Below are 16,031 nucleotides of genomic sequence, written 5' to 3'. Positions count from 1 at the left end.
TCCGCGCGGCGGTTCCGGCGGCTGGACGATGTCCCCTGCATCTGCCACGTTCGGCCCAGGGTTGGTCTGGGGAATAGCAATGGAACGCAGGCAATTTCTGGCGGGCGCCGCCGCCATGTCCCTCTTGCCCGCGGCCAATGCCGCAGCGCAGATCCTGCCCGGACCAGGCTTTGGCACGCCGCTGGGCACAAGGCCGTTTGCGCCCGAGGTCTATCGCGCCCGCCGCGCGCGGTTGATGGCTGAGCTGAAGACCGGGCTGGCGGTGATCCATGGCGCCACCGCATTTGGCGCCCCCGACAACACCATCGCCGCGCCCTTTACCCAGAACGGCGACTTCGCCTGGCTCACCGGCATCAGCGACGAGCCGGGGGCGGTTCTGGTGCTGGCGCCCGGCGAGGCGTTCGTGAAGGAGTTTCTGTTCCTGCCATCGCGTGATGTCGAGACCGAGCGTTGGGAGGTGGAGCGGCTGCCGCTGGGCTCGCTGATCGAGCAGCGCACCGGGGTGCAGCGTGTGCAGCGCACGGCGCGGCTGGGCGGGGTTGTTACACAGCTCGCCACACGCGCCAAGGAACTGCATTTCCTGGGACCAGTGGTATCGGCCGATGCGCCAGTGCCGGCAACGCTGGAGCTGTATGGCAAGGTGATGGCCCGCGTGCCCGGCACTAGCATCCGCGACCAATCCGGCCTGCTCACCCAGATGCGCAGCGTCAAGGAACCGCGCGAACTGGAGTGGTTGAACAAGGCCATGTCCGCCACGCGCGCCGGCCATCTGGCGGCGATGAAGGCCGTGAAACCGGGCATGACGGAACGCCAGCTTCGCCGCGTGCTGGAGGAAGGCTTTGCCAATGCCGGCGGCACCGGCCTTGCCTACAACAGCATCGTGGCGGCCGGGCGCAACGCCGCATCGCTGCATTATGTGGTGGAAACCGGCCCGATCCGGGATGGCGATCTGGTGCTGATTGATGCCGCGGCGGCGGTGGATGGTTATGCCTGTGATGTCACCCGTACCTTCCCGGCCAATGGCCGCTTCACGGCCAGCCAGCGCGCCGATTACGAACTGGTGCTGGCCGCCCAGACTGCTGCCGCGGCAACGCTGAAAGCCGGGGTAAGTTATGACGCGTTCGAAGACGCCGCCAAGCAGGTGTTCCGCCGCGCCGGTCGCATCGATGATTTCATCCACGGGCTTGGCCATTATGTCGGGCTGGATGTCCACGATCCGTTCGACCGTTCAAAGCCCATCCCGGCCGGCGCGGTGATCACCATCGAGCCGGGGCTGTACACTCAGTCCGCCAATCAAGGCATCCGGATTGAGGATCAATATCTGGTGACGGGAACGGGATCGGAGCGGATGTCGGCCGGCATCCCGCGCAGCATCGCCGAAATCGAGGCTGCTATGCGGGGGTGAAGTGAAATGATGCAGCGGATAATCGGATTGGGCCTGCTTGCCAGCCTGGCGTGGCCAGCGGCAGCGCAAGAGGCACGTTGCCCGGAACCGGCGTGCGCCGCTGTTGCCGGTGGCCGCACTGAAGGCTGGGCGGCGCAAAGCCGGGCCGAGGTGATTGCGCGCAACGGCATGGTCACCTCCAGCCAACCGCTGGCCACGCAGGCCGGGCTCGCCATCCTGCGCCGCGGCGGCAATGCCGTGGATGCGGCGGTGGCGACGGCGGCGGTTCTGGGCGTGGTCGAACCGTTCAGCACCGGCATCGCCAGCGATCTGTTCATGATCGTCTGGGATGCCAAGTCGAAGAAACTGCACGCGCTGGCTGCTGCTGGCCCGGCCCCCACCGGGGCGACACCGCAGCGCTTTGCCGAACTGGGCTATGGCAAGGATCCCAAGAACTGGACGCTGGGTTCGGGCATGCCATCGGGCGGCATTCTCACTGTTACCGTGCCGGGCGCAGTGTGGGGCTGGGATGCGGCGCTGAAACGCTTTGGCAGCATGGGCTTTGCCGATGTGCTGGCCGATGCCGAATTTTATGCCCGCGACGGCTTTCCGGTCAGCCCGCGGATCGCCGAAGATTGGACACCGCTGCCCAGGTCCTCCCCGCTGAAAGCCTGCTGCACAGAGCATGATCCCGACACGCTGGCGGTGTGGACACCGGGCGGCAAGGGCCCGGCCGTGGGCGAGATGTTCCGCAATCCCGGCCTTGCCCGCGCCTTCGCACTGCTGCGCAAGGACGGTCCCAGCGCCTTTTACACGGGTGACATCGGGCGGGCGATCATTGCCAAATCGCAAGCGCTGGGCGGCACCATGACCGCGGCCGACCTGGCCGGCTACAAGGGCGAGTGGGTCGATCTGGTCCACACACGCTATCGCGGCCATGATGTCTATGAACTGCCGCCGCCCGCGCAAAGCTGGGGCGCGCTCGAAATGCTCAACATCCTCGAAGCCTGCGTGCCGGTCTGGTCGCCGGGGCAGGATCTTGCCGCTTTGGGGCCAGCCAATCCGCGCTTCTGGCATTATCTCGTCGAGGCCAAGAAACTGGCCTATGCCGATCTCGCGGCGTGGAACGGCGATCCCAAGTTCGTCACGGTGCCGGTGGAACGGCTGACTTCGAAAGCCTATGCCGCCAGCCTGTGCGCGCGGGTTGATCCGGCGCGCGCCGCCATCACCAAGCCCGGCCCGGCTGATCGCACAGGTGATACCGTCGTGCTGGCCACCGCCGATGCCCAAGGCAATGTGGTGGCGATGGTCAACTCCATCTCTTCCGTGTGGGGATCGGGCCTCACGGTGAAGGATTATGGCATGATACTGCACAACCGCGGCGTGCAGTTCAGCCTTGATCCGGCCAGCCCCAACATCATCGCGCCGGGCAAGCGCCCCTATCACACGCTGGCCGCCGGTTTCGTGCTGAAGGATGGCGCGCCGTTGCTGTCGTTGCTGCTGATGGGCGGCGACATGCAGGCACAGGGGCACGGCCAGGTGCTGGTCAACATGCTCGATCTGGGTGCCAATGTGCAGATGGCGACCGACATGGCGCGCTTCCGTCACGGCCAGGTGTCGGACCAGCTCACGCTGGAGCCGGCGCTGGATGCATTGGTCGGGGCCGATCTGAAGGCGATGGGCCACCGGCTGGGCACGCCCAGCAGCGGAGCGATGGGCGGCTATCAGGCGATCCGCATCGAGACGGACAAGGACGGCAAGCCGGTCTATCGCGCCGGTTCCGATCACCGCAAGGATGGCCAGGCCGCCGGCTGGTAACGGGGTGATGCTTGGCTTATGCGACGTGGCATGAGCAGCCTTTCCCATAACGGTGCCAGCCTTGCCTATCGCTTCACGCCGGGGGCGGGGCCGCTCGTCGTCTTCCTGCCCGGTTACATGAGCGACATGACCGGATCGAAGGCCGAAGCGTTGAGCGGTTGGGCCCGCGCGCAAGGCCGCGCGTTCCTGCGGCTGGATTATTCCGGCTGCGGGGCGAGCAGCGGCGATTTCCTGGATGGCAGCATTGGCCGCTGGACCGATGATGCGCTGGCGCTGGTCAATCATGTCTGGCCGGCGGGCAAGGTGGTGCTGGTCGGAAGCTCGATGGGCGGCTGGATTGCGCTGCTGGCGGGTCGGGCGCTGAAGGATCGGCTGGCCGGGCTGGTGGGCGTGGCAGCGGCGCCGGATTTCACCGTGTGGGGGCTGAAGCTGGGCGAGGCCGAGCGACGGCAGCTGCAGGCGCAGGGCTATTTCACCCGCCCATCCGATTATGGCGAACCCTATCGTTATTCCCGTACGCTGATCGATGATGCGCGCGATCAGCTGTTGCTCGATGGCCAGATCGGCATCACGGCGCCGGTGCGGCTGCTGCATGGCCAGCGCGATGAGGCGGTGCCGTGGCGCCTGTCGCTTGACATCGCGGCGCGCCTGCAGAGCACGCAAGTTCAGGTGTGGCTCATCAAGGATGGTGATCATCGCCTTTCCCGCGAGGCGGATATCGCCACGTTGATTGCCACTGTTGAGGAACTGCTTTGAAGCATCTGGCTCTCCTGGCCCTGCTGGCCGCTGCACCGGCTTGGTCGGCACCGTCGGACCCGACGCGCTATGCCGCCTGCATCGAACTGGCGGTCAAGGATCCGGCGCGCGCCATGCAGATGGCCTATGCCTGGCGCATCGAAGGCGGTGGCGTGGCGCCGCGCCATTGCCTGGCCGTGGCCCAGATGCATGCGCGCCATCACGAGGCGGCGCTGAAGAATTATGAGGCGGCCGGCGAGGCTAGCGAGGCGGCCCGCGACGGCCAGGCCATCGCGCTGTGGCGGCAGGCGGCAGACGCGGCGATGATCGCCGAGCAGCCCGCCGACGCGGCGCGCTTCCTCACCCGTGCACTGGCGCGACCGGGCGGCGCCGAACTCAGCCCGCGCGCCGAAGCTGATCTGCTCACCACTCGCGCTGAAGCGCATGTCGCAGCCGGCAAGCCCGATCTGGCGATGGCTGATCTCACCCGCGCCACCACGCTTTCGCCGGAATATTTCACGCCGTGGCTGCTGAAGGCAACGCTGGCGCGGCGCGGCGGCGATCTGGTCATGGCCGAAGCCGCGCTGCTGAAGGCTGCAGCGCTGGCACCGGACTCGGCCGATGTCGAACTGGAAGCCGGCAATATCGCTTCGGCCAAGGGCGACACGGCGCTGGCCCGTCAGGCCTGGGAGGCGGCGGCCACCGACGCGCCCGATACGCCGGCGGGGCAAGCAGCCGCTGCCGCGCTTGGTCGCATGAAAGCCGCCCTGCCTGAAAAACCACTGACGGATGGGGCGCTGCCTGCTACACCGCGCTGATGGCTCGCTCCGATTATCGTTTCGCCTGGTCCGCCCGCGCCCGCTACGCCGAAGTCGACGCGCAGGCAGTGGTGTTCAACAGCCGCTACCTCGAATATTTCGATATCGGCATCACCGAATATTTCCGCGCCGCCGGCCTCTATCCGGAACCCAATTTGCAGGGCGCGCCTGAACTGCACGTGGTGAAGGCGGAGGTGGTTTATCACGCCCCCATCCTGCTCGACGAGGAAATGGCGATCTGCGTGCGCTGCGAGAAGGTCGGTCGCACGTCGCTGTCATTCGCGTTTGAAGTGCATGGGCTGGCCAACGGGCCGGGCGGCGAGGATCTGCGCGCCAGCGGCACCGAAGTGCAGGTGCATGTCGATGAACCGCGCGGCCGGCCGACGCCGGTGCCGGATGCCGTGGTGGCCCTGTTCGAAGCCCTTGAAGGACGCGCTCTGAAATGAAATATCTCCACACCATGATCCGCGTGTCGGACGTGGCGGAAACGCTGCGCTTCTTCGAATTGCTGGGCCTGAAGGAACTGCGCCGCATCGACAACGAGCCGGGGCGCTTCAGCCTGATCTTCCTGGCGGCACCCGGCGATGAAGACGCCCAGGTCGAACTGACCCACAATTGGGATGAGAGCGGCTATACCGGCGGGCGCAATTTCGGCCATCTCGCTTATGCGGTGGATGATATCTATGCGGCCTGCCAGCGCCTGATGGACGGCGGCGTGACCATCAACCGGCCGCCGCGCGATGGTCGCATGGCGTTCGTGAAATCGCCGGATGGGATTTCGGTGGAACTTCTGCAGGCCGGCCCGGCGCTGCCAGCGGCGGAACCCTGGGTGTCGGCGCCCAACATCGGGAACTGGTAAGATGCTTGAGATCGTTGGCGTGTCGGTGCTGCATGACAATTATGTCTGGCTGGCCCATGATGCCGCCAGCGGTGAGACGGCGGTGATCGACCCCGCAGTCGCTGGCCCGGTGCTGGAGGCCGCGACCAGCCGGGGCTGGAAAATCACCCAGATCTTGAACACCCACTGGCATCCCGATCATGTGGGCGGCAATGCCGATATCGTGGCCGCCACGGGTGCAAAGGTAACTGGCCCGCAGGCCGAGGCCGCCAAGATACCGCACATCAGCCGTGCCGTGGTGGAAGGCGATACGGTGCAAATCGGCAGCAACATCGGCCGCGTCATCGATTGCCCGGCGCACACGGCGGGCCACAATGCCTATGCCTTCGAAGGCGCGCTGTTCTGCGGCGACACGCTGTTTGCCATGGGCTGCGGCCGCCTGTTCGAAGGCACGGCGGAGCAGATGCACGCTGCCTTGGCCAAGTTCATGGCGCTGCCGCCGCGCACGCTGGTCTATTGTGCGCATGAATATACCCAATCCAACGCGCGCTTTGCCCTGACGGTGGAGCCGGAGAATGATGCGCTGCTGCGGCGCGCCGAAGCCGTGGACCGGCTGCGGGAACGTGGCGATCCCACCGTGCCCTTCAGCCTGGCCATGGAAGCGGCGACCAACCCGTTCGTGCGGGCCGGCAGCGTGGCCGAACTGGCGCGTCGGCGGGCCGCGAAGGACGCATTCAGGGGGTGAGGCATTCAGCATGGATACAGCGAGCCACCGGCATCAGGGACGCATGATCAGAAACGCGCTCCTCCTCGCCGCGCTGGTCGCGGCAGCCCCGGCACTGGCCGGCGACGATCCGGCCACCAAGGCCGCCGATTTCAAGGCCGAAACCCGGGATTGCCTGCAAACGCGCAGCATCCTGCAGGCGCAGGCCGCGCCTGATGGCAAATGGTATGCCCGGCTGCGCGATGGCCGCTGGTGGCGCAACACCATGGAATGCCCCACCCTGCAACCGCGCCGGGCGCTGGTGCACAGCAGCCCGATCGGCAGCCAATGCCGCGGCGACATCGTGCAGGTGATCGATTTCAACCTGGGCGGCGTCAATTTCGGCGGCTGCGGCTTTGGCAGCTGGGAACGCGTCGCCGGCCCGCCCAGCAAGCCGGCGAAGTCCAAGGATTAACAGCAACCGCCGCCGCTGGCCCCTGTTGCTGGGGCCATCGCTGCCAGCGTGTCCAGCATCGGGCTGCTGCCATAGGTGCGGGCTTCGGCCATGGTGTGGAAGGCTTCCCACACGACGCCCTGCGGATCGGCGGTCCAGCTTTTTTCAGACCTTGCATAGCAGCAGGTCGCTTCGCCTTCGGCCAGCACCGGCGCAGACGCGCTGTTCAGCCGGGCGGTGACTTCGGCCAGTTCTTCAGTGGTTTCGGCCTGGATGCCCAGATGTTCGATCCCCGGCGCGGCGTGGCCGTGGCTGATGGCAAAGTTCACGCGCGGATCGTCCAGCATCCACTTGGCATAATCATCGCGCACCAGTGTTGGCTCGGAACCGAACAGGTTGGTGTAGAAGGCGATGGAGTGGGCGAGATCGGTCACGCCCACGTGCACGTGCAAACGCTTCATACGCAGTCTCCGGTTGTGCAGGCGGTTTCAGGGGCAAGGCCCTGGCAGCAATCTTCGGTCAGGAAACCGATGAGTGCCCGCATCGCGGCGAAATCCGCCGCATAGATGAGGCTGCGGCCGGCGCGGCGGACGGTCGTCAGCCCCGCCTGTTCCAGCAGCCCCAGGTGGTGCGAAAGGCTGGAGGGCGGCACATCCAGCGCCCGCGCGATGGCCCCGGCTGACAGGCCATCAGGCCCGGCCACCACCAAAGCCCGGAACAGTGCCAGGCGCCGTTCATGGGCAAGGGCGGCAAGTGCCGGCACGGCTGACGATGAGTCCATCCCAAATCCTTTCGACAATCATCGAATTATTCGACAACTATCGAAATGTCAACCGCGCGCGTCGAGCCTGGCCTTGATCGCGTCCCAGATGCGCGCTGGCGTGTCGGTGCCGTTGAACCGGTCGATGGCGCGGATGCCGGTGGGGGAGGTGACGTTGATCTCGGTGAGGAAGCCGCCGATCACGTCGATGCCGACAAAGATCAGCCCGCGCTTTTTCAGTTCAGGGCCGAGCCGCGCGCAGATTTCCTGCTCGCGCGCCGTCAGTTCGGTCGGCTGGGCGCTGCCACCGGCGGCGAGGTTGGAACGGATTTCGCCCTTTTTCGGCAGTCGGTTGATGGCGCCGGCCGGTTCACCATCCACCAGCACGATGCGCTTGTCGCCCTCCGCCACGGAAGGAAGGAACGCCTGCACCATGAATGGCTCGCGCCACACGCTGCTGAACAGTTCAACCAGCGCCGGCAGATTACCGTCTTGTCTGTCGATCAGGAACACCGCGGTGCCGGCATTGCCATAGAGCGGCTTCACCACGATGGCGCCGTGGCGGGCGCGGAAGTCCATGGCTTCTTCCAGGCTTTTCGTGACCAATGTCGGCGGCATCAGATCGGGAAAGCGCAGCACAAACAATTTTTCCGGCGCGTTGCGCACCTCGGCGGGATCATTGACCACCAGCACCCGGTCCTGGATCTGCTCCAGCAAGTGGGTGGCGGTGATATAGCCCATGTCGAATGGCGGATCCTGCCGCATCAGCACCACGTCAGCCTCATCCGCCAGATCGACCGTGCGCGGATCGCCCAGCCATTCATAATGGGCGCCGGCTTGGTTGATCACCTTTAGCGGCCGAGCCTTGGCCCGCACCCGGCCGTTTTCGGCGGAAAGATCATCAGCCAGATAATGGATCAACGTGGCGCCGCGCGCCTGGGCTTCCAGCATCAGCGCGAAACTGGAATCGCCGCCGATGTTGATTGTTTCGATCGGGTCCATCTGAACCGCGACGCGCATTGTCATTGGGCAGGCCTTTTCAGTTTTCGGATCTTGCCAGCGTGGCAAGTGTGGCGCGGATGCGTTCGCCCACCTGGGCGTCGTGGGTGGTTTCCAGCATGGCGGTCAGGCTGGCGCGGGCGGCGGCAAGGCGACCGATGCGCTGTTCCAGCCGGGCGCGTTCCCACCACAAGCCGCCCTGATCCGGCGCGATGGTGGTGAGCCGTTCGTACAACATCAGCGCCCGCCCGATATCACCATTCAGGCGCGCGCGGCTGGCCTGATTGGACACCATCCGCACCAGCATCTGGCGGGTGCTCATTGCCGGAAAGCCGCCGGCAACCGGCGCGCCGCCGGCTTGGCGGGCAATGTCGGCGGCGCGGGCTGCCGTCAAACTGATGCCGTGATCGAATGGATCGAGCAGGGCCGATTCGCCGCCGCCATGCACTTCCACCAGCACGTGGCCGGGCAGGGCCAATGCATCGGCCCGCCAGCCAATGCGCCGGGCCAGCGCGACATAGAGGATCGACAGGCTGATCGGCAGGCCGCGGCTGCGTGTCGCCACCGCCACCAGATCGGCATTCAAGGGATTGTCATAATCCTGGGTGTCGCCGGTCAAACCGGCTTCGCCAGCGATCAGGCTGGACAGCCGCAAGGCGCGGCCCTTGGCGGTGGAGGGAGCCAGATCACGTTGCAGGATGACGGCCCAGCCGGTCATCAGCCGGCGCAGCCTGTCGGCATCCGCGCGCGGATTGTCAGCCAGGCTCAGCGCAATGCCGGCTTCGATCACGTCGATATCGGCATCATCCATCAGGCCGATTGTTGCCAGTAACATCACGCCTCTTCCCGCCAGATGGCGACCAGGTGCCGGGGCGGCGCCCACGGTGTGACCACCACCGCGTCGTGCCGGATCACCGCGCCCGGCCAGCCATAGCGCGTTGCCAGCCAGCGGGCGGCTGCCTGGCAACGCCGCTGTTGCGCAAGATGCAGTGCTGCCACGCCGGAGTCGAGAGTGGGCCGCGCTTTCACCTCCACAAACACCAGCGCATCGCGGCGGCGCAGCAGCAGATCAATCTCGCCGCCGGGCGTGCGCAGCCGGCGGCCGATCAGGCGATAGCCCTTTGCGATCAACCAGATGGCGGCAATATGTTCGGCCAGCCGCCCGCGGCGCTCGTTGGCTTGCCGACGTGGGTCAGCCATTTTTGAGCGCCAGTGCGCGGGCATAAACCTCGGATTTCGACAGGCCCAGCCGATCCGCAACGGCCTTGGCCGCATCCTTCACCCGCATTGTCGCCAAGGCGGCATGCAGGGCCGAATCAAGATCATCGGCGCTGGCGGCGGGCGGCGGCAGCGGCGGCCCGACGAGCACGACAATCTCGCCCTTGGGCGGCGCATCCGCCCAGCGCGCGGCGAGCTCCGAAAGCGTGCCGGTCACCATCTCCTCGAATTTCTTGGTGAGTTCGCGGCCCACGGCTGCCGGGCGATCGCCCAGCCCAGCGTGCAACGCCGCCAGCGTGACGGCGAGGCGCGGGCCGGATTCGTAGAAGGCCAGCGTGGCCGGCACGTTTGCCAGCTCGGCGATCACATCGGCCTTGGCCTTTTCCTTGGCAGGCAGGAAGCCGGCGAACAGGAAACGATCGGTGGGCAGCCCGGCGATGGATAGCGCGGCAATCACCGCCGACGCGCCGGGCACCGTCACCACGTTCACACCTGCCGCGCGGGCTTCGGCGACCAATTTGTAACCCGGATCGGAAATCAGCGGCGTGCCGGCATCGGAGACCAGCGCCACCGGCTCTGCGATCGCCCGCATGATCAGGCCCGGCCGGGCGCGGGCGGCGTTGTGATCATGATAAGGCAGCATCTTCGTCTTGATGCCGAAATGTCCAAGCAACTTGCCGGTCACCCGTGTATCCTCACACGCGATCAGACTGGCGCGGGCCAGCACCAGCAGGGCGCGGGCGGTGATATCCATGAGATTGCCGATCGGCGTCGCAACGATGTAAAGCCCCGGCGCAAGCGCTGCTTCAGGCAGGGCGTCGGGATCGAAGGAAGGGTGCAAGCTCACATGGCTATCAAGAGCCGGGTTGGAAGCGGCTGGCAAGTGGTTCGCGCCGGCGTGATCGGGCTTGGGCTGCTGGTGGCGGCCTGTTCGACGCCGAAAAAGGCGCCAACCGTGGTGGCCGCGCCGCCGCCGCCCGTGGTGGCCGCGCCCAAACCGGCGCCGTTGCCGGAAGCCCGGCTTAACAAGGTGGCGCTGCTGGTGCCGCTCACCGGTCCCAATGCGGCGCTGGGCGAATCCATCGCCAATGCCGCCGCGCTGGCCATGGCTGATCTTGGGAAACCGCAGGTGCAATTGCTCAGTTTCGATACGGCGCCCGGCGCTGGCGAAGCCGCAGCCAAGGCGATGGCGGCGGGTGCCGGCCTGATCCTGGGGCCGTTGCTCGCCAGCGATGTGCCGGCGGTGACGGCGGCGGTGGCCGGCCGACCGGTGCCGATCCTGTCTTTCTCCAACGATGCCGGGGTGGCCGGCGGTGATGTGTTCGTGCTGGGCTTTCAGCCCGGCCAGGCGATTGCGCGGGTGATCACCTATGCGCGTAGCCGCGGTGTTGATCGTTTCGCGGCGCTGGTGCCGCAGGGCGCCTATGGCCAGCGCGCGCAACTGGCGTTCGTGAAGGCGGTGAATGATTCGGGCGGCCGCTCGACGGCGGTGGTTTCCTATGCCCGCGATCCGGCCAAGCTGGCGGCAGCGGCGGCGCAGGTGACCAATTATGATGCCCGGGTGCGCGCCAGCGGCAAGCCGCAGATCCGCGCCGATGGCACGGTGGCGCGGGTGGCCGGGGCCTTGGCGCCGGTGCCGTTCCAGGCGCTGATGATCGCCGATTCCGGCGCCGCCGCCGCGCGTTTTCTGCAACCGCTGGCCCGCTTTGGCGCAGCGCCGGGCCAGGTGGTGATTTTGGGCACGGAGCTGTGGAACAATGAACCCGGCCTGGCCCGCGTGCCGGCGCTGAAGGGCGCGCTTTATGCCACCGTGTCGGATGCGCGCTTCAACAGCTTGGCCGTGCGCTACCGTGCCAAGCATGGCACCAACCCGTCGCGGCTGGCGTCGCTGGGTTATGACGCGGTGCTGCTCGCCTCCAGCCTGGCCGCGCGTTGGCCGCTGGGCCAGCCGTTCCCGCGCGCGGCGCTGCTGGCGCGCGATGGCTTTGCCGGTATCGACGGCGCCTTCCGCTTCACCCCGTCGGGCGTGGCAGAGCGGGCGCTGGAAGTGGATCAGCTGGGCACGGGCACCGTTTCGCCGGCGCCGAACAGCTTCTAACGCGCGATTTCGGCCAGCACGGCGTTGGCCAACGGCCAGCCAGCAGCGGTGAGTCGCAGGCCGCGCGAGTCGCTGATCAGCAATCCCTGTTCGACCAGTCGGGCGACGGCATCGGGCTTCACCGCATCGGCCAGCGCCGTGCCGCTGCGCGCAACAAAGCGCGCCGCGTCCAGCCCTTCGGCCAGCCGCAGCCCCATCACCAGTGCTTCAGTGGTGCGTTCGGCCACGCTGAGCGACGTTTCGCTTTCCATGCCGTGGCCGCTTTCATTCACGCCAGCCAGCCAGTGCTCCGGTTTCTTGCGTCTGAGCGTGGCAACGCCCTCGCGCCGGCCATGCGCACCCGGCCCGATGCCGGCATAATCGCCATAGCGCCAGTAAGTGAGATTGTGGCGGCTCTCCATGCCGGGTGCGGCGTGGTTGGAGATTTCATAGGCCGGCACCCCCGCCGCCGCCGTGATCGCCTGCGTCATGGCGAACAGATCGGCGCTGGTATCTTCATCGGGCATCACCAATTGGCCCCGCGCGTGCAGGGCGGCAAAGCGCGTGCCGGGTTCGATGGTGAGCTGGTAAAGCGACAGGTGGGTAGTCCCGAAACCCAGCGCACGGGTCAGCTCCGCCTGCCAGCTCTCGCGCGTCATCCCCGGCCGGTCGTAGATGAGATCGAAGCTGACCCGATTGAACGTCGCCTGCGCGACATCGAGCGCGGCCAGCGCGGCGGCAACATCATGCGGGCGGCCGAGCAGTTTGAGCGCCGCATCGTCGAGGGCCTGAACGCCAAGGCTCAGCCGGTTCACCCCGGCGCTGGCAAAACCGGCGAAGCGGCCGGCCTCGACACTCGACGGATTGGCTTCCAGCGTGATTTCGAGATCGGGTGCGGGCGTCCAATGCTGGCACGCCGCCTCGATGATGGCCGCAACCGTAGCAGGCGGCATCAGGCTGGGTGTGCCGCCGCCGAAGAAGATGCTGGCCAGCCGGCGGCCGGGCAGGCGGGCGGCTTCAAACGCCAGATCGGCGAGGAGGGCGGCCTGCCATGCGCCCTGGTCCACCGTCTCGCGGACATGGCTGTTGAAATCACAATAGGGGCATTTGGTGACGCAGAACGGCCAGTGGACGTAAAGCGCGACAGGCGGTGCGTCTGTCATGCCACCGGCGGCAACAGCGCGTCCAGCTGCCGGAAGGCCCGGGCGCGATGGTTGTCTTCTTCCTTCTCGGCGCGAGGCATTTCGCCATAGGTCTGCGCCTTGCCGTCCATCAGGAACATCGGATCATAGCCAAAGCCGTTGCCACCGCGTGGCGGCCACACCAGCGTGCCGTCAACCCGACCTTCGACCACCTCGGTGTGGCCATCGGGCCAAGCCACGCACAGCGCGCAAATGAAATGGGCAGTTCGGGCCTTCTCGCCCAGTTCGTCGTTCACGCGCGCCATGGCGACGGCGAAATCCTTGCCCGGCCCAGCCCAGCGCGCCGAATAGATGCCGGGCGCGCCGCCCAGGCCATCCACACACAGCCCGCTGTCATCGGCAATCGCCGGCAGGCCGCTCAACGTGGCCGCCGACAGCGCCTTCAGCCGGGCATTGCCGATGAAGCTCGTTTCCGTCTCATCCGGCTCCGGCAAACCCAATTCGCCGGCCGACACCACGTCCAGCCCGTGCGGGTTCAGCAGTTCGGCCAGTTCCACCACCTTGCCGGGATTGTGCGTGGCCAGCACCAGCCGGCCCCGATCAAGCTGGCGCAGCAGCTGCCTCACCGGCCGACCGCCTTCAGCTGGGCGGCGAAGACTTCGTTGCAGCCGATACGCGCCAGGCGCAGCAGGCGCAGCAGCGCTTCCTCGTCGAACGGTTCGCCTTCGGCGGTGCCTTGCACTTCCACGATGCCGGCCTGGTTGGTCAGCACGAAATTGGCGTCGGTGCCGGCAGCGCTGTCTTCGATATAATCAAGATCGAGCACCGGATTGCCATTGTAGATCCCGCACGAAATCGCCGCGACCTGAAGGCTCAGCGGATCGCCGGCCAGCGGCGTCTTGGCGTGGATCGCGTCGATGGCGAGGCGCAGGGCCACCCAGGCGCCGGAAATCGCCGCCGTGCGGGTGCCACCATCGGCCTGGATCACGTCGCAATCCAGCGTGATCTGGCGTTCGCCCAGCAGCGTCAGATCGGTGACAGCGCGCAAACTGCGCCCGATCAGGCGCTGGATTTCCTGGGTACGGCCCGATTGCTTGCCCTTTGCGGCTTCACGCTGGCCGCGGGTGTGGGTGGCGCGCGGCAGCATGCCATATTCGGCCGTCACCCAGCCCTTGCCGCCACCGCGCAGCCACGGCGGCACCCGGTCCTCCACGCTGGCGGTCACCAGCACATGGGTATTGCCGAACTTGACCAAGCACGATCCTTCGGCGTGGGTTGAAAAGCCGGGGATCATCTCGATGGCGCGCATCTGATCGGGGGCGCGGCCTGACGGGCGCATGGGGCGTGTCTTTCCTGATTGCTGTTGGGTGGGCCTTATTGCGTGGGGGCTCCGAAGGGAAGCGCCCATTGCGCCGCGTGCCCACGCACCTTAGATTGCGCCTATGCAGCCAACGAACCAGCAGACCTTGGCGCTGGCCGAGCTCAACACGCGAGCGCGCGAGATTTTCCGGCAGATTGTCGATGCCTATCTGGTGTCGGGTGCGCCGGTGGGCAGCCGCACGTTGTCAAAAGGCGGGTTGGGCCTGTCGCCGGCCTCGATCCGCAATGTCATGCAGGATCTGGAGGAACTCGGCCTCCTGGCCGCGCCGCACACGTCTGCCGGGCGGCTGCCGACCGAACTGGGTCTCAGGATGTTCGTTGATGGCATGATGCAGGCCGCCGAACCGTCGCAGGATGAACGCGCCGCGCTGGAAGCCGGGCTGGCACCGGGCGTGGCGATGGAAGAAGCGTTGACACGCACCACCGCCGCGCTGTCGGGCCTGTCGCAGTGCGCCGGGCTGGTGCTGGTGCCGGCGCGCGAACTCGTCATCCGCCAGATCAGTTTCGTGCCGCTGTCCCCCACCCGCGCGCTGGTGGTGCTGGTCGGCGCCGATGGCAGTGTCGAAAACCGTCTGCTCGATCTGCCGGTGGGCGTGCTGCCGGCCTCGCTGGAAGCCGCGGCCAACTATATCACCACGCGGCTGGCCGGGCTGACGCTGGCCGAAGCCACGGCGCGCATGAGCCAAGAGATCGCTCGTGATCGCGCCATGCTCGATACGCTGACGCAGACGGCGGTGGCGGCCGGGCTGGCGGCCTGGTCTTCGGATGCGGCGGCCCGCCCCGTGCTGATCGTGCGCGGCCAGGCCAATCTGGTCGAAGACGCGGTGGATCTTGAACGGGTGCGCCAGTTGCTGGATGATCTGGAAGACAAGGCCGAACTCATCCGCCTGCTCGACCACGCCCGCGAGGCAGAGGCAGCGCGCATCTTCATCGGGGCGGAATCGCGCTTGTTCTCGTTGTCGGGGTCCAGCGTCATTGCCGCACCCTATCGCGGGAACGATGGCAAGGTGATCGGCGTTGTTGGGGTTATCGGGCCGACGCGGTTGAACTATGCACGCGTCATCCCCATGGTGGATTACACCGCCCGAACCCTGAGCAGACTGGTATCATGACAGACACAACCGAAAACTCTGGCACGACCGAAAACACCGAAACCCCGGAAAACGAAGCGCCCGAAGCGGCCGCACCGGAGATCGATCTGGCCGAAGCGCTGCTGGCCAAGGATCAGGAAATTGCCGATCTGAAGGATCGCGTGCTGCGCTCCCTGGCGGATCTGGAGAATACCCGGCGCCGGCTGGAGCGCGACAAGGCGGAAGCGACGCAATATGCCGTCACCGGCTTTGCCCGCGACATGCTGGCCGTGGCCGAGAATCTGCGCCGCGCCGTCGCGTCGCTGCCGGCCGATGGCTTCGACAATGTGCGCGCCGGCATCGAGGCGACCGAGCGCGAGCTGCTGGCGATCTTTGGCCGCCAAGGCATATCCAAGATCGAGATCACGCCTGGCGAACCGCTTGATCCCAATCGCCATCAGGCGATGCTGGAGGTGGAAAGCGACATGGACGTCGGTAGCGTGGTGGCCGAACTGGCCAGTGGCTGGACGATCCGCGATCGCCTGCTGCGCCCGGCGATGGTGAGTGTTGCGCGCGCCTGACCATCACGTCAAACCCCTGACTTGACCTTGCCGGCAGCTTTGGCAGTCTGCCGG

The 16,031-nt window shown here is 66.7% G+C and carries 20 protein-coding genes; 11 read left to right on the top strand and 9 right to left on the bottom strand.

From position 1 onward, the window contains the following. Window positions 1–115 precede the first annotated feature (115 nt). The 8 genes from G566_RS0106665 to G566_RS0106630 are packed head-to-tail and all read left to right on the top strand — an operon-like array spanning window position 116 to window position 6,771. Window positions 116–1,405 (top strand): M24 family metallopeptidase, encoded by a 1,290-nt coding sequence (locus G566_RS0106665; protein WP_243442423.1) that lies wholly within the window; start codon window positions 116–118, stop codon window positions 1,403–1,405. 6 nt (window positions 1,406–1,411) lie between these two features. After that, the gene (locus tag G566_RS13775; RefSeq protein ID WP_022679902.1) at window positions 1,412–3,202 is read left to right on the top strand and encodes a gamma-glutamyltransferase family protein; all 1,791 of its coding nucleotides are present in this window, start codon (window positions 1,412–1,414) and stop codon (window positions 3,200–3,202) included. 30 nt (window positions 3,203–3,232) lie between these two features. Further along, entirely contained in the window at window positions 3,233–3,958 is a 726-nt protein-coding gene (locus G566_RS0106655) for an alpha/beta hydrolase (protein ID WP_022679901.1), read from the top strand. After that, entirely contained in the window at window positions 3,955–4,755 is an 801-nt protein-coding gene (locus G566_RS13770) for a tetratricopeptide repeat protein (RefSeq protein WP_022679900.1), read from the top strand. Before G566_RS0106655 ends, G566_RS13770 begins: the two co-directional genes overlap by 4 nt. Continuing rightward, the gene (locus G566_RS0106645) at window positions 4,755–5,201 is read left to right on the top strand and encodes an acyl-CoA thioesterase (protein ID WP_022679899.1); all 447 of its coding nucleotides are present in this window, start codon (window positions 4,755–4,757) and stop codon (window positions 5,199–5,201) included. The genes G566_RS13770 and G566_RS0106645 overlap by 1 nt, the downstream gene beginning before the upstream one ends. After that, entirely contained in the window at window positions 5,198–5,614 is a 417-nt protein-coding gene (locus G566_RS0106640) for a VOC family protein (RefSeq protein WP_022679898.1), read from the top strand. The genes G566_RS0106645 and G566_RS0106640 overlap by 4 nt, the downstream gene beginning before the upstream one ends. A gap of 1 nt (window position 5,615) precedes the next feature. Then, window positions 5,616–6,338 (top strand): hydroxyacylglutathione hydrolase, encoded by a 723-nt coding sequence (gene gloB, locus G566_RS0106635; RefSeq protein WP_022679897.1) that lies wholly within the window; start codon window positions 5,616–5,618, stop codon window positions 6,336–6,338. Window positions 6,339–6,381: 43 nt separating this feature from the next. Then, window positions 6,382–6,771 (top strand): hypothetical protein, encoded by a 390-nt coding sequence (locus tag G566_RS0106630; protein ID WP_022679896.1) that lies wholly within the window; start codon window positions 6,382–6,384, stop codon window positions 6,769–6,771. Here the strand turns inward: G566_RS0106630 and G566_RS0106625 are convergent. From G566_RS0106625 to rsmI, 6 genes are read right to left on the bottom strand one after another with little or no spacing between them, the layout of a single operon-like run. After that, window positions 6,768–7,211: an ArsI/CadI family heavy metal resistance metalloenzyme gene (locus G566_RS0106625; protein ID WP_022679895.1), complete on the bottom strand. Its 444-nt coding sequence runs from the start codon at window positions 7,209–7,211 to the stop codon at window positions 6,768–6,770. The two genes, G566_RS0106630 and G566_RS0106625, sit on opposite strands and share 4 nt — an antisense overlap. Beyond that, window positions 7,208–7,531, bottom strand: a complete 324-nt coding sequence (locus G566_RS0106620) for an ArsR/SmtB family transcription factor (RefSeq protein ID WP_022679894.1) — start codon at window positions 7,529–7,531, stop codon at window positions 7,208–7,210. Before G566_RS0106620 ends, G566_RS0106625 begins: the two co-directional genes overlap by 4 nt. 48 nt (window positions 7,532–7,579) lie before the next feature. Further along, window positions 7,580–8,536, bottom strand: coding sequence for a glutathione synthase (gene gshB, locus G566_RS0106615; protein WP_022679893.1), 957 nt, complete (start codon window positions 8,534–8,536; stop codon window positions 7,580–7,582). A 13-nt stretch (window positions 8,537–8,549) separates the two neighbouring features. Continuing rightward, window positions 8,550–9,344, bottom strand: coding sequence for a transglutaminase family protein (locus G566_RS13765; RefSeq protein WP_022679892.1), 795 nt, complete (start codon window positions 9,342–9,344; stop codon window positions 8,550–8,552). After that, window positions 9,344–9,709, bottom strand: a complete 366-nt coding sequence (locus G566_RS0106605) for a YraN family protein (RefSeq protein WP_040605454.1) — start codon at window positions 9,707–9,709, stop codon at window positions 9,344–9,346. The genes G566_RS13765 and G566_RS0106605 overlap by 1 nt, the downstream gene beginning before the upstream one ends. Next, window positions 9,702–10,574, bottom strand: coding sequence for a 16S rRNA (cytidine(1402)-2'-O)-methyltransferase (rsmI, locus tag G566_RS0106600; protein ID WP_022679890.1), 873 nt, complete (start codon window positions 10,572–10,574; stop codon window positions 9,702–9,704). The genes G566_RS0106605 and rsmI overlap by 8 nt, the downstream gene beginning before the upstream one ends. On the opposite strand from rsmI, the gene G566_RS0106595 reads away from it, so the two are divergent. Beyond that, the gene (locus tag G566_RS0106595) at window positions 10,575–11,825 is read left to right on the top strand and encodes a penicillin-binding protein activator (protein WP_022679889.1); all 1,251 of its coding nucleotides are present in this window, start codon (window positions 10,575–10,577) and stop codon (window positions 11,823–11,825) included. Here G566_RS0106595 and hemW read toward each other — a convergent pair. The 3 genes from hemW to rph are packed head-to-tail and all read right to left on the bottom strand — an operon-like array spanning window position 11,822 to window position 14,285. Beyond that, window positions 11,822–12,967 (bottom strand): radical SAM family heme chaperone HemW, encoded by a 1,146-nt coding sequence (gene hemW, locus G566_RS0106590; RefSeq protein WP_022679888.1) that lies wholly within the window; start codon window positions 12,965–12,967, stop codon window positions 11,822–11,824. The genes G566_RS0106595 and hemW overlap by 4 nt on opposite strands. Continuing rightward, window positions 12,964–13,572, bottom strand: coding sequence for an RdgB/HAM1 family non-canonical purine NTP pyrophosphatase (rdgB, locus tag G566_RS0106585; protein WP_022679887.1), 609 nt, complete (start codon window positions 13,570–13,572; stop codon window positions 12,964–12,966). Before rdgB ends, hemW begins: the two co-directional genes overlap by 4 nt. Beyond that, window positions 13,569–14,285 (bottom strand): ribonuclease PH, encoded by a 717-nt coding sequence (gene rph, locus G566_RS0106580; protein WP_022679886.1) that lies wholly within the window; start codon window positions 14,283–14,285, stop codon window positions 13,569–13,571. Before rph ends, rdgB begins: the two co-directional genes overlap by 4 nt. A 103-nt stretch (window positions 14,286–14,388) precedes the next feature. On the opposite strand from rph, the gene hrcA reads away from it, so the two are divergent. Both hrcA and G566_RS0106570 read left to right on the top strand, forming a co-directional pair. After that, complete coding sequence (gene hrcA / locus G566_RS0106575) at window positions 14,389–15,438, top strand: heat-inducible transcriptional repressor HrcA (RefSeq protein WP_022679885.1); 1,050 nt, start codon at window positions 14,389–14,391, stop codon at window positions 15,436–15,438. Then, window positions 15,435–15,977, top strand: a complete 543-nt coding sequence (locus G566_RS0106570) for a nucleotide exchange factor GrpE (protein WP_022679884.1) — start codon at window positions 15,435–15,437, stop codon at window positions 15,975–15,977. The genes hrcA and G566_RS0106570 overlap by 4 nt, the downstream gene beginning before the upstream one ends. The last annotated feature ends 54 nt before the right edge of the window (window positions 15,978–16,031 follow it).

Origin of the sequence: Sandarakinorhabdus limnophila DSM 17366, from assembly GCF_000420765.1 — a bacterium.
In the GTDB taxonomy this organism is placed as follows: domain Bacteria; phylum Pseudomonadota; class Alphaproteobacteria; order Sphingomonadales; family Sphingomonadaceae; genus Sandarakinorhabdus; species Sandarakinorhabdus limnophila.
This window is presented reverse-complemented; position numbering and strand designations above follow the sequence as displayed.

What these genes read in the sequence shown, in the direction of transcription:
- G566_RS0106665 (WP_243442423.1), top strand. Translation starts at nt 116, where the DNA reads ATGTCCCTCTTGCCCGCGGCCAATGCCGCAGCGCAGATCCTGCCCGGA.
- G566_RS13775 (WP_022679902.1), top strand. Translation starts at nt 1,412, where the DNA reads ATGATGCAGCGGATAATCGGATTGGGCCTGCTTGCCAGCCTGGCGTGG.
- G566_RS0106655 (WP_022679901.1), top strand. Translation starts at nt 3,233, where the DNA reads ATGAGCAGCCTTTCCCATAACGGTGCCAGCCTTGCCTATCGCTTCACG.
- G566_RS0106645 (WP_022679899.1), top strand. Translation starts at nt 4,755, where the DNA reads ATGGCTCGCTCCGATTATCGTTTCGCCTGGTCCGCCCGCGCCCGCTAC.
- G566_RS0106640 (WP_022679898.1), top strand. Translation starts at nt 5,198, where the DNA reads ATGAAATATCTCCACACCATGATCCGCGTGTCGGACGTGGCGGAAACG.
- gloB (WP_022679897.1), top strand. Translation starts at nt 5,616, where the DNA reads ATGCTTGAGATCGTTGGCGTGTCGGTGCTGCATGACAATTATGTCTGG.
- G566_RS0106630 (WP_022679896.1), top strand. Translation starts at nt 6,382, where the DNA reads ATGATCAGAAACGCGCTCCTCCTCGCCGCGCTGGTCGCGGCAGCCCCG.
- G566_RS0106625 (WP_022679895.1), bottom strand. Translation starts at nt 7,211, where the DNA reads ATGAAGCGTTTGCACGTGCACGTGGGCGTGACCGATCTCGCCCACTCC.
- G566_RS0106620 (WP_022679894.1), bottom strand. Translation starts at nt 7,531, where the DNA reads ATGGACTCATCGTCAGCCGTGCCGGCACTTGCCGCCCTTGCCCATGAA.
- gshB (WP_022679893.1), bottom strand. Translation starts at nt 8,536, where the DNA reads ATGACAATGCGCGTCGCGGTTCAGATGGACCCGATCGAAACAATCAAC.
- G566_RS13765 (WP_022679892.1), bottom strand. Translation starts at nt 9,344, where the DNA reads ATGTTACTGGCAACAATCGGCCTGATGGATGATGCCGATATCGACGTG.
- G566_RS0106605 (WP_040605454.1), bottom strand. Translation starts at nt 9,709, where the DNA reads ATGGCTGACCCACGTCGGCAAGCCAACGAGCGCCGCGGGCGGCTGGCC.
- G566_RS0106595 (WP_022679889.1), top strand. Translation starts at nt 10,575, where the DNA reads ATGGCTATCAAGAGCCGGGTTGGAAGCGGCTGGCAAGTGGTTCGCGCC.
- hemW (WP_022679888.1), bottom strand. Translation starts at nt 12,967, where the DNA reads ATGACAGACGCACCGCCTGTCGCGCTTTACGTCCACTGGCCGTTCTGC.
- rph (WP_022679886.1), bottom strand. Translation starts at nt 14,285, where the DNA reads ATGCGCCCGTCAGGCCGCGCCCCCGATCAGATGCGCGCCATCGAGATG.
- hrcA (WP_022679885.1), top strand. Translation starts at nt 14,389, where the DNA reads ATGCAGCCAACGAACCAGCAGACCTTGGCGCTGGCCGAGCTCAACACG.
- G566_RS0106570 (WP_022679884.1), top strand. Translation starts at nt 15,435, where the DNA reads ATGACAGACACAACCGAAAACTCTGGCACGACCGAAAACACCGAAACC.